This is a genomic window from Rhodanobacter thiooxydans, assembly GCF_030291135.1.
Classification (GTDB): Bacteria; Pseudomonadota; Gammaproteobacteria; order Xanthomonadales; family Rhodanobacteraceae; genus Rhodanobacter; species Rhodanobacter thiooxydans_A.
On sequence record NZ_CP127409.1, the window covers coordinates 669,153 to 679,581 of the forward strand.

General features: G+C 67.3%; 10 protein-coding genes and 1 other RNA gene. 4 read left to right on the top strand and 7 right to left on the bottom strand.

The annotated features are described in order from the left end of the window. Nucleotides 1-70 precede the first annotated feature (70 nt). From QQA13_RS02880 to QQA13_RS02900, 5 genes are all read right to left on the bottom strand, one after another. Nucleotides 71-1,351, bottom strand: a complete 1,281-nt coding sequence (locus QQA13_RS02880) for a nucleoside permease (RefSeq protein WP_108471929.1) — start codon at nucleotides 1,349-1,351, stop codon at nucleotides 71-73. 106 nt (nucleotides 1,352-1,457) lie between these two features. Beyond that, the gene (locus QQA13_RS02885) at nucleotides 1,458-2,042 is read right to left on the bottom strand and encodes a uracil-DNA glycosylase family protein (RefSeq protein WP_108472008.1); all 585 of its coding nucleotides are present in this window, start codon (nucleotides 2,040-2,042) and stop codon (nucleotides 1,458-1,460) included. Between the two features lie 62 nt (nucleotides 2,043-2,104). Then, nucleotides 2,105-3,478 (bottom strand): FAD-binding oxidoreductase, encoded by a 1,374-nt coding sequence (locus QQA13_RS02890; RefSeq protein WP_108471928.1) that lies wholly within the window; start codon nucleotides 3,476-3,478, stop codon nucleotides 2,105-2,107. 73 nt (nucleotides 3,479-3,551) lie between these two features. Beyond that, nucleotides 3,552-3,908: a YraN family protein gene (locus QQA13_RS02895; protein WP_108471927.1), complete on the bottom strand. Its 357-nt coding sequence runs from the start codon at nucleotides 3,906-3,908 to the stop codon at nucleotides 3,552-3,554. After that, the gene (locus QQA13_RS02900) at nucleotides 3,908-5,851 is read right to left on the bottom strand and encodes a penicillin-binding protein activator (protein WP_108471926.1); all 1,944 of its coding nucleotides are present in this window, start codon (nucleotides 5,849-5,851) and stop codon (nucleotides 3,908-3,910) included. Before QQA13_RS02900 ends, QQA13_RS02895 begins: the two co-directional genes overlap by 1 nt. Before the next feature lie 81 nt (nucleotides 5,852-5,932). Between QQA13_RS02900 and rsmI the strand changes: the two genes are divergently transcribed. Beyond that, nucleotides 5,933-6,763 carry a 16S rRNA (cytidine(1402)-2'-O)-methyltransferase gene (gene rsmI / locus QQA13_RS02905; protein WP_108471925.1) on the top strand — a complete coding sequence of 277 codons (831 nt, stop codon included), beginning with the start codon at nucleotides 5,933-5,935 and terminating at the stop codon, nucleotides 6,761-6,763. Between the two features lie 80 nt (nucleotides 6,764-6,843). Here rsmI and QQA13_RS02910 read toward each other — a convergent pair whose 3' ends face one another. Both QQA13_RS02910 and QQA13_RS02915 read right to left on the bottom strand, forming a co-directional pair. Next, the gene (locus QQA13_RS02910; protein WP_159082195.1) at nucleotides 6,844-7,422 is read right to left on the bottom strand and encodes a hypothetical protein; all 579 of its coding nucleotides are present in this window, start codon (nucleotides 7,420-7,422) and stop codon (nucleotides 6,844-6,846) included. Next, nucleotides 7,406-8,134, bottom strand: a complete 729-nt coding sequence (locus tag QQA13_RS02915; protein WP_159082194.1) for a hypothetical protein — start codon at nucleotides 8,132-8,134, stop codon at nucleotides 7,406-7,408. The genes QQA13_RS02910 and QQA13_RS02915 overlap by 17 nt, the downstream gene beginning before the upstream one ends. Before the next feature lie 187 nt (nucleotides 8,135-8,321). Between QQA13_RS02915 and rnpB the strand changes: the two genes are divergently transcribed. From rnpB to rsmH, 3 genes are all read left to right on the top strand, one after another. After that, nucleotides 8,322-8,684: RNase P RNA component class A (gene rnpB / locus QQA13_RS02920), an RNA gene on the top strand. A gap of 325 nt (nucleotides 8,685-9,009) precedes the next feature. Next, nucleotides 9,010-9,456: a division/cell wall cluster transcriptional repressor MraZ gene (mraZ, locus tag QQA13_RS02925; RefSeq protein ID WP_108471922.1), complete on the top strand. Its 447-nt coding sequence runs from the start codon at nucleotides 9,010-9,012 to the stop codon at nucleotides 9,454-9,456. A gap of 42 nt (nucleotides 9,457-9,498) precedes the next feature. Beyond that, nucleotides 9,499-10,425, top strand: a complete 927-nt coding sequence (gene rsmH, locus QQA13_RS02930; protein ID WP_108472007.1) for a 16S rRNA (cytosine(1402)-N(4))-methyltransferase RsmH — start codon at nucleotides 9,499-9,501, stop codon at nucleotides 10,423-10,425. Nucleotides 10,426-10,429: the final 4 nt, after the last annotated feature.

A 10,429-nucleotide genomic window follows, 5' to 3' on the forward strand; every position in this document is an offset into this window, starting at 1 on the left:
GGTTGGGGAGGCGCATATTAAATGAAAATGATTCGCAATAACAATTGCTGCGGCGCCGGCTTTGCCTGGTTCAGTGCGTGGGTACGGCCCGTTGTGCCGCCAGCGGATCGTGCCGGTGCTTGAACAGCGGTACGAACAGCAACGCCATCACCAGCGAGTAGCCGGCGAAGGCCAGCCAGATGCCGGGCCAGTCCTTGCAGATCGCCACGGTGTCGTCGCACTGGTGGTTGGTGAAGAAGTGGTCGATCACGAAGCCGGCGATCAGGCTGCCGAGCACCGCGCCGACGCCGTTGGTCATCAGCATGAACAGGCCTTGCGCGCTCGCGCGGATCTTCGGGTCGGCCTGGCTCTCCACGAACAGCGAGCCGGAGATGTTGAAGAAGTCGAACGCCATGCCGTAGACGATGCACGAGAGCACGATCATCCACAGCCCGCCGGCTGGGTCGCCGAATGCGAACAGGCCGAAGCGCAGCACCCAGGCCAGCATGCTCATCGTCATCACCGCCTTGATGCCGAAGCGCTTCAGGAAGAACGGGATGGTCAGGATGAAGGCGGTTTCGGAGAACTGCGAGATGGAGATGATGATGGTCGAGTACTTCACCGCCAGCAGGTTGGCGTATGCGGGCACCTTGACGAAGTCGCTGAGGAAGGCGTCGCCGTAGGCGTTGGTCAGCTGCAGCGCCGCGCCCAGCAGCATGGCGAAGATGAAGAACACCGCCATGTTGCGGTTCTTGAACAGGGTGAACGAGGTCAGCCCCAGCCGGTCGGCGAGGCCGCGGCCTTCCTCGGCGCGCAGCCGCGGCGGGCACTTCGGCAGGGTGAAGGCATACAGGCCCAGCAGCAGCGAGGCGGCCGCGGCCACGTGGAACTGCGCGGGCGAGGCCTTGAAGCCGAGCAGGCTGGTGGTCCAGGTCGCGGCGATGAAGCCGATCGTGCCCCACACGCGGATCGGCGGGTACGTGTTCACCACGTCCAGGCCGTCCTGCTTCAGCGCGTTGTAGGCCACCGTGATCGCCAGCGAGATGGTGGGCATGTAGAAGCACATGTTCAGCAGCATCACCCAGAACATCTGCTCCGGGCCGCGCACGTGCGGGATCGCGAACAGCACCACGGCGCCGCAGATCTGCAGCATGCCGTACAGGCGTTCGGCGTTGATCCACTTGTCCGCCACGATGCCGACCAGCGAGGGCATGAACAGCGAGGCGATGCCCATGGTCGAGAAGATCGCGCCGAAGCTGGTGCCCGACCAGTGCTGGGTCTGGAACCACCAGGTGCCGATGGTCAGCAGCCACGCGCCCCAGATGTAGTACTGGAAGAAATTGAGTACGGTGAGGCGGAGCTTGAGGCTCATGAACGAGGGTTCCCCTGCAAGGCCGGGGTCGGCCCCGTGGCCACGATGTTGTAGCGGGGCAGGTTAGACGACGCCAGCGCCAGGCGGCAAGGTGCGATGCGGCAGCTCAATCAGTGTCGGCCAGCGCCGTGCCCACGCGCGCGCGCAGCACCGGCAGCAGCTCGGCCTCGAACCACGGGTTGTGCAGCACCCAGGGTCGGTTGCGCGGGCTGGGGTGCGGCAGCGGCAGCACGCCGCGGGCCAGGTGCGTGCGCCAGTCGCGCACCGTCTCGGTGAGCGTGGCCGCGCGTGCACTGCCCAACAGCCCCGCCTGCGCATACTGGCCGATGGCCAGGGTCAGGCGCACGCGGGGCATCAGCGGAAACAGCCGCGGGTGCCAGATCGCCGCGCATGCGGGGCGTGGCGGCAGGTCGCCGCTGCGACCCTTGCCGGGGTAGCAAAAATCCATCGGCACGATCGCCACGCGCGCGGCGTCGTAGAACGTGTCGCGATCGATCTGCAGCCAGTCCCGCAGCCGCTCGCCGCTGACATCGTTGAACGGGATGCCGGTCTGCTCGACCTTGCGCCCCGGCGCCTGGCTGACGATCAGCAGTCGCGCCGTCGACGACGCCTGCAACACCGGGCGCAGTCCCGGCGGGTTCTGCTGCGAGCAGGTGCGACAGCTGCGGATGTCTGCCAGCAGCTCGTCCATCCGGCGCGACAGCTGCAGCAGCTCCGCCGTCGATGGCTCGCCAGGAGTGCGATGCGTGTCGTTCAAGGCAGCAACTTCCCCGGGTTCAGGATGCCGTCCGGATCGAACGCGGCCTTGACGCCGCGCATCAGGCCCAGCGTCGCGCCCGACAGCGCCAGCGGCATGAACTCGCGTTTCACCGCGCCGATGCCATGCTCGCCGGAAATCGTGCCGCCCAGCGCGAGCACCCGTTCTAACAGCTCGGGCAGGGCGGCGTACGCGCGCTCGATCTCGTCCACGTCGCGCGGCAGGAAGTTCACGTGCAGGTTGCCGTTGCCGGCGTGGCCGAAGCTCACGATCGGCACGGCGTGCTTTTCCGACAGCGCGCGCACGCTGTCCACCAGCGCGGGCAGGCGCGAGACCGGCACCACCACGTCCTCGTTGATCTTGTGCTGGGTGACCGCGCGCTGGGCGAACGACAGCGCCTTGCGCGCGGCCCACAGCGCGCGCGTCTGCGTTTCGTCGCGCGCCACCTCCAGCTGCACCAGGCCGTCCACGCGGGCGGCCGCCTCGACCGCGGCGCAGGCCGCCTCCAGCGCATCGGGTGCGCCGTCCAGTTCGATCAGCAGCAGCGCCGCGGCCTCGGGTACGCCGGCCTCGGGCTGGTGTTCGCGCGCGAGCTTCAGCGCCAGCGCGTCCATGAACTCCAGTGCGCAGGGCGTGGCCGGCTGCGCCATGATGCGCGCCACCGCCTGCGCGGCGCTGGCGGCGTCGCGGTAGCTGGCGCGCAGGCTGCGCAGCGCCGCGGGTTTCGGGGTGAGTTTCAAGGTGGCCTCGGTGATTACCGCCAGCGTGCCTTCCGAGCCAACCAGCAGGCGGGTGAGGTCGTAGCCGATCGCGCTCTTGCTGGTCTGCGTGCCGCAGCGAAAGCTTTCGCCGGTGCCGGCCACGCCGGCCAGGCCCAGCACGTTGTCGCGGGTGGCGCCGTATTTCACCGCGTGCGGCCCGGCGGCATTGCAGGCGAGGTTGCCGCCCACCGTGCACCACGGTGCCGAGCCCGGGTCGGGCGCCCAGAAGAAGCCGTGCGGTGCCAGCGCCTGTTGCAGCGCCTCGTTGGTGACGCCGGGTTCCACCAGCGCGAGGCGGTCGTCCGGAGCGATGCGCAGGATACGGTTCATGCGCATGAAGTTCGCCACCACGCCGCCGGCCAGCGGCACCGAGGCGCCGGTGGAGCTGGTGCCGCCACCGCGCGCGGTGAGCGGCACCTTGTGTTCGCGGCAGGCACGCATCAGCGCCTCGACCTGCGCGTGGGTGGTGGGGAACACCACCGCGTCGGGCAGGTGTTCATGGCGGGAATGGTCGCGGGCGGCGGCACGCCGTTCGTCGGCGGTGGTGGCGAGTGCGTCACCGGGGAAGATCTCGCGCAGGCGGGCGAGCAGTGCGTCGGGCAGGGGCATCGGCAAAGCGTAATCCACTCGCGGGAAGAAGTTGCTGCGCCAGATCAGCCGGGCCTGAATCGGTCGGGCCGGATCAGCCGGCCTCGAACGCGCCGCGCAGCCAGTCGCGCCGAATGGCGTCAGACGGACCGTCGTAGCTGACCACGTCGAAGCGGCAGCTGCGCCGCGCGTGTTGCGGGTGCGCGGCGAGCCAGTGTTGCGCGGCCAGGATCAGTTTCGCCTGCTTGGCCGCGGTGACCGAGGCGGCGGCGTCGCCGTGGCTGGCGCTCTTGCGGTAGCGCACCTCGACGAAGACCACGGCGTCGCCATCGCGCATCACCAGGTCCAGCTCGCCGTGGCGGGTAGTGTAGTTGCGCGCCAGCAGCTTCAGGCCGGCGCGTTCGAGTTCATCGCAGGCGCACTGCTCGAAGCCATCGCCGGCAGCGCGCATCAGTTTGTCGCGGGCTGGAAGGTTCCGCTCGACGGGGAACCCGCTGGCGATGACCCGGACGTGGCAGGCGGCGCATTCGACGGTACATCGTCCATCTGCAGGCTGCCGCCCAGCGGGCGCGCCAGGCCGTTCTGGAACTGCGCCCAGATCAGCACGCGGCGCACGCGGCCGAACTGGTCGGCGGCGAGCTGGCCGCTGGCGCCGGGCACGTAGCTGCCGGGGTGGGCGCGCAGCCAGTCGAGATAGGGCACCAGGTTCCACGCGTCCATGCCGAACGCGAACAGCCGCGCCGCGCCGCCGCGAGCGGCCGGCAGGCGTGCGGCGATCCCGTCGTGGTTCGGCAGGCCCGGCTGGGCGTCGAACAGCCACGGCGCATCGCAGAACTCCACGCCATCCAGGTCGCGGTTCGCGGCGACGTCGTCGCTGCCGGCGTAGACGTGCGAGGTGGCAATTACCGGCAGGTTCGCCTGCGCGATGCGCAACTGCGGCAGCAGCAGGCGCGCCTGTTCCGGGCGCATGCTGATGAAGATGCCGGTGTCGTTCACCACGCCACTGGGGGCGGGCGCAGCCGTGGTGCCGGCGGCCACGGGTTCGGCCGGTGTCGCCGTCGGGTTCGCGCTGACGCTGGTGCTGGCGGGGAGGTGCAGGTCGGCGATGAGGCTGGTGTAGGTGGTCGCGCCCGGCGGCAGGGTGACCGTGCCGGCCAGTTCGCCGCCGCGCGCGGCCAGCTCGGCCTTGAACGCACCCGCCGCGCGCTGCGCGAAATCGTCGGTGGAGATCAGCACGTAGACCCGGCGCAGGCCGCGTTCGACCATGTGGTCGGCGGCCTGGGCGCCTTCGGTTTCCGGCAGCAGGCCGAATTCGCTGGTGTCGCCGGCGGGCAGTTGCTTGTCGTCGGGATGGTTCAAGGCCAGCAAGGGCACCGGCAATTGCGCCTGGCTGAACACCGCGGCGACTTCACCGCGGGTCAGCGGGCCGACCACCAGCCGCGCGCCGTCGCTGACCGCCTGCTGGTAGGCCTTGACTGCGCCCTCGGCGGTGCCCTGGCTGTCGTAGACGCGCACCGAGGGGCGCGGCGCGTGGTTGCGTCCGGCGTCGAGGTAGGCGGCGAAGAAGCCCTCGCGGATCGCCGTGCTCGCCGCCGCGTAATTGCCGTCGCCGGGCAGCAGCAGGGCGACCTGGCTGGGCACCTTGTAGCCTTCGCGTACGTTCGCGTCGGCGCCGGGCAACAGGGTGCCGACCGGCTGCTGCAGGTCCGGCGGCGGCTGCGCCACGGCGACACCGAGCTGGTTCAGCGCCTCGTTCACCCATGGCAGCATGCGGTCGCCGCGCTGCATCGCGGCGGCGCGCTGCTTGAGCGACTCGACGCCGACCTGGTTGAGCAGCGCGAGAACCTGCTTGCGGTTCTGGGCGTGGTCGTAGCCGCTCAATTGGCCGTCCATCTGCACGCGGGTGCGCGCGGCGCCCCAGCGGTCGCCGCTGGCGGCCATCGCGCGGGCGCGCCACTCCAGCAGGCGCAATTGCAAAGCGGGCGGCACCGCGACGTTCGGCTGCGTGGTGAGCCGCAGCGCGGTGGCGGCGTCGTGCCTGTCGAGTGCCAGTTCGGCGCGCAGCAGGTCGAAGCGCAGCGGCTCGTCTCCGCTCAGGCGCTGGCGCTTGATGCTGTCCAGCACCGGGGCGGCGCGATCGAGCTGGCCTTCCTCGCGCCAGGCCTCAGCGGCCAGCAGGCGATAGCTGTCGGCGTGGCCGCTCGATTGCGCGGCGAGTGCCAGCCAGGCCTGGGCGGCCTGGTCGAACTGGCCTTGCCGGGACAGCGCTTCGGCACTTTGCGCGGCGGCGAGTTCGGCCGGCGAGCGCGGTGCGTTCGCCGGCACGCAGGCGGCCAGCGCCAGCGAAAACAGCAGTGCGATCGCGGCGACGCGCGAGAGGCGCATGAAGCGCATGGGAAATCCCTTGTTCGTCATGGTCGTCAATGCGCGATCATAGCGGATCGAGTTGCCGGCTTACGGCGCAGGAGTTCGCAGATGTCATCTGTTCAGTCAGGCTGCCTGTGGGTGGTCGCAACGCCCATCGGCCATCGCGATGATTTGTCCGCCCGCGCGATCGAAACCTTGCGCGCGGTGGCGGTGATTGCGGCGGAAGACACCCGCCACAGCCGGCCGCTGCTGGTGCATCACAACATCGACACGCCGCTGATCGCGCTGCACGAGCACAACGAGCGCGATGCGGTGGACGCCATCGTGCGCCGGATGCAGGGCGGCGCTGCGGTGGCGCTGATCTCCGACGCGGGCACGCCGCTGATCAGCGATCCGGGTTTCCGGCTGGTGCGCGCTGCGCGCGCGGCCGGCATCCGCTGCATCCCGGTGCCGGGCGCGTGCGCGGCGATTGCGGCGCTGTCGGTGGCTGGCCTGCCCAGCGACCGTTTCGTGTTCGAAGGCTTCCTGCCGCCGAAGGCGGCGGCGCGGCGCAGCCGGCTGCAGGAACTGGCCGGCGATGCGCGCACGCTCATCTTCTATGAGTCGTCGCACCGCGTCGCCGAGAGCCTGGCCGACATGCGCGACGTGTTCGGCGCCGGGCGCGAGGCGGTGCTGGCGCGCGAACTGACCAAGCTGTTCGAGACCGTGCTGGGCGAACCGCTGGCGGCATTGGCCGAACGCGTAGCGAACGATCCCGACCAGCAGCGCGGCGAATGCGTGATCCTGGTCGCCGGCCGCGGCGAGGAAGCCGACGCGAAGCTGGCCGAAGGCCGGCGCGTGTTCGCCATCCTGCGCGAGGAGCTGCCGCCGGCCAAGGCGGCGAAGCTGGCGGCGGCAATCAGCGGGGCGCCGCGCAAGTTGCTTTATGGGAGTCAGTGAGCGGAAGTAATTAAGAAGTGAGAGAGCTGGGTCCAGGCCAAGTGACCCGTTCTCGTTTCTCATTCCTTCCTTGTTGTTTTTCAAGGGCGCGGTAACTGTTCGAGCACCCGTTGGCTCCAGACAGCAAGTCGCGCTGCGGTTCTGTCCTCCGGCTTGGGTAACGTACGTATCGCCACATCTTTGATCGTGTTTAATCCCCGAAACCCGATGTGAGGTGCAGTCACCGGATGCCATACTGGGAAACGGTCGAGAAGGTGTTTGCCTATCGACTGTGCCTTGGCACCACAGAGTACCACCAGCGTACAGTCTTCGAGTTCTTGCCAAAGCCGCTCGAGATTAGCCGGCGTGTTGATTTCGCTCCACTTGGCCTCGGAACGGCCATGGTCCTTCATGTGGCGTGGCTCAGAAAAGGCGTTCGTGATGCGGTATGCATGGGGGTCCATGGAGCTGAAGAGATCCGGTCGCGCTTTTTGAAGATACCCCAGGGCCTGCTTCAAGTTGTCTCCCGTTTTTCCGGCCACAGGCATTTTTTCTTTCTCCTCCTCGGCACCGGGGACGCTGAACACAAATGCTGTCCGATTGAAGGGTGCATGGCCTTCGCAATAATGAGGCCCGGGGATTCGTGGGCGAGGCAGTTGCTTGTCATGTAGGGATTTCATTGATTTCATCCGGTATGAGCATAAGGGCGTGCATGGAGATGGTAGAACAGACAGATACTGTTAGAGCCACAATGACATTCCCTTCAGACGTAAGTCGATGAAGTCGCCTGAGCAATCCATCCATCATCGGTGGGAAGCGAACCGAGCCGACAGGGGCTGCGATGTGTAATACGAGACCTGCGAATGCGCGATGCTTAAGGCGGCGGCGCACTTGCCTCAGCAACGATTGGGCCACTTGCGTAAAAGTATGCCCGCGCACTTCCAGCAGATGGCCTGTGCCACCCTGTTCCAAGGCATAAAGAAGGTCGGCCACATCCATGCCTATTGCTCCTTCATGGAGCCCCGGTACAAGCAGTGCTGCAAACAACCGTTGGAGCAGCACGCGTACATCAGCGTTCCAGGTCAGCACGGTGACAGGGAGATTCGTGCTTCTTAGCAGGGCCGCCTGTCCATGGGGTGCCACGACAATGATGAGTGTCTTTACAGGTACCCGGTTACAGACGTGATTCACATCCTCGGCATGTGCGGGATCCCAGAACACCACAGCCAGCGGGGTGTCGGTCGGTAAAGGTGTGTCGTAAGGAACGGGTGACCAAAAGACCTGTGGTCCGCCATCCTGTTTCCCGGAATAGTTCCTAGCTTGTGTTGCGGGCATGAATGCCGGCACGGTTAATGTGGTGCCGTAAGGATGGCTCAACATCAAGGCTTGCATGAGTTCGTGCCTAGAGTTTGCTGCGTGGGCGGCATGCTATTGGTCACCCGTCTCGCTGATCGAGACGGGGCGCAGGAGTTCCCCGGTGGCTAAGGCTTGGCAGGTTTGTTTCTTAAGAGCAACAAGTCTGCCGGATCGACTGCGAGTCTCTCCCTCAGATGGGAGAAGAAGCTTTAGACTAGACCCCGGAGTCGGCCGGACAGTCGCGTCGCACGCAAGTGCATCGAGGAAAGTCCGGGCTCCGCAGGGCAGAGTGCCAGGTAACTCCTGGGCAGCGTGAGCTGACGGCCAGTGCAACAGAGAGCAGACCGCCGATGGCCCGCAAGGGCACAGGTAAGGGTGAAAGGGTGCGGTAAGAGCGCACCGCGTACGGGGCCAACGCCGTACGGCACGGTAAACCCCACTCGGAGCAAGACCAAATAGGGGAACGATAACGCGGCCCGCGTTGTTCCCGGGTAGGTTGCTGGAGCCAGGCGGCGACGCCTGGCCGAGAGGAATGACTGTCGCGTCGCAAGACGTACAGAACCCGGCTTACAGGCCGACTCCACCTCGTTCCCGCCTTCATCACCACCGCGATCCTCGCGTCGCGGTGGTGATGAAGGCGCTTGTGTGAACGGCGATTCATCCCGGAGTGTCGGCACCGCCCGATCCGGCCGGATTTTGCCCGGTCCGGACTTGAATCGGCGCAGTGGGATTTATAAAAAATTCCCTGCTTTCAAACACCTTGCCGGTGTTCCTGAGAATATGCTGCACATATGGTCAGCATTCTGCCTTTACTCCTTGATTCACAAGCGAAATTCCCTTGACAGTCTCATGGGGCGAGATTATCGTGGGCTCCAGTGTGAAATCGTGGGTTTTAGTGGAGTCCAGCAATCGTGTTCCAGGGCGAAACCGCCATCACCATCGACGACAAGGGTCGCCTGACCATCCCGACAGCGTATCGGGAGCAGGTGGCGGGCGAGTGCGCCAATCGTCTGGTGATCACTTACAACCCGTTCGAGGCGGGCTGCCTGTGGCTGTTTCCGCACGCAGAGTGGGAAAAGGTGCGCGACCAGGTGAACGCGCTGCCCAAGGTCAAGGCGGCCCATCGCGACATGCAGATGAAGCTGGTCGGTGCCGCGGCCGTGGTCGAGCCCGATGGCGCGGCCCGCGTACTGCTGCCGACCAGCCAGCGCGCCACCACCGGCATCGAGAAAAAGGCGGTGCTGCTGGGCATGGGCAACAAGTTCGAGCTGTGGAGCGAACAGGCCCACCTGGCCAAGATCCGCCAGAGCATCGGCGAAGACGACATCACAAGCGACATGGCCGAACTGCGCCTGTAAGCGGGCGCGGCGACACACGTGGGACGGGAGCGGGAGTGCGGCATGGCCGAGCAAGTTTTGCGGCACATCCCGGTGATGCTGGGTGAAGCAGTGGAGGGACTCGCCGTGCAGGCTGGCGGGCGCTATCTCGATGGAACCTTCGGTCGCGGCGGTCACGCCCGCGCGGTGCTGTCGCGCCTGGGTTCCGACGGCCGCCTGCTGCTGATGGATCGCGACCCCACCGCGATCGCCGCGGCCCGGACCGAATTCGCCGGTGACCCGCGCGTGGCGATCCGCCATGCAAATTTCTCCAGCCTGGCCGAGTGGGCCGAAACCGCCGCCGGCCTCGATGGCGTGCTGCTCGACCTGGGCGTGTCCTCGCCGCAGCTGGACGAGGCGGCGCGTGGCTTCAGCTTCATGGCCGACGCGCCGCTGGACATGCGCATGGACACCAGCCAGGGCGAGAGCGCGGCGGATTTCCTGGCCCAGGCCAGCGAGCGCGAGATTGCCGACGTGCTGTGGCACTACGGCGAGGAGCGCCACAGCCGGCGCATCGCCCGCGCCATCGTGGCCGACCGCGACGCCACCCCGTTCACCCGTACCGGCCAGCTCGCCGCGCTGATCGAGCGCGTGGTCGGTCGGCGCGAGCCGGGCAAGCATCCGGCCACGCGCAGCTTCCAGGCGCTGCGCATCCGCGTGAACGGCGAGCTGGATGCGTTGCAGCAAGGCCTGGACGCGGCGCTGGAGCGGCTCAAGCCCGGCGGGAGGCTGGCGGTGATCAGCTTCCACTCGCTGGAGGACCGCGCGGTGAAGCTGTTCATCCGCGACCACTCCGGCCGCGTGCAGAACAGCCGCCGCGGACCGCCGGTGCAGGCCGCCCCGGCGCGGCTGGCGGCGGTCGGCAAGGCGCAATTCCCGTCCGACGCCGAGCTGGCGGTGAACCCGCGCGCGCGCTCGGCCGTGCTGCGCGTGGCGGAGAAGTTGTCGTGAGGGC

What these genes read in the sequence shown, in the direction of transcription:
- QQA13_RS02885 (WP_108472008.1), bottom strand. Translation starts at nt 2,042, where the DNA reads ATGGACGAGCTGCTGGCAGACATCCGCAGCTGTCGCACCTGCTCGCAG.
- QQA13_RS02880 (WP_108471929.1), bottom strand. Translation starts at nt 1,351, where the DNA reads ATGAGCCTCAAGCTCCGCCTCACCGTACTCAATTTCTTCCAGTACTAC.
- QQA13_RS02915 (WP_159082194.1), bottom strand. Translation starts at nt 8,134, where the DNA reads ATGCAAGCCTTGATGTTGAGCCATCCTTACGGCACCACATTAACCGTG.
- rsmH (WP_108472007.1), top strand. Translation starts at nt 9,499, where the DNA reads ATGGCCGAGCAAGTTTTGCGGCACATCCCGGTGATGCTGGGTGAAGCA.
- QQA13_RS02900 (WP_108471926.1), bottom strand. Translation starts at nt 5,851, where the DNA reads ATGCGCTTCATGCGCCTCTCGCGCGTCGCCGCGATCGCACTGCTGTTT.
- QQA13_RS02910 (WP_159082195.1), bottom strand. Translation starts at nt 7,422, where the DNA reads ATGAAATCCCTACATGACAAGCAACTGCCTCGCCCACGAATCCCCGGG.
- rsmI (WP_108471925.1), top strand. Translation starts at nt 5,933, where the DNA reads ATGTCATCTGTTCAGTCAGGCTGCCTGTGGGTGGTCGCAACGCCCATC.
- QQA13_RS02890 (WP_108471928.1), bottom strand. Translation starts at nt 3,478, where the DNA reads ATGCCCCTGCCCGACGCACTGCTCGCCCGCCTGCGCGAGATCTTCCCC.
- QQA13_RS02895 (WP_108471927.1), bottom strand. Translation starts at nt 3,908, where the DNA reads ATGCGCGCTGCCGGCGATGGCTTCGAGCAGTGCGCCTGCGATGAACTC.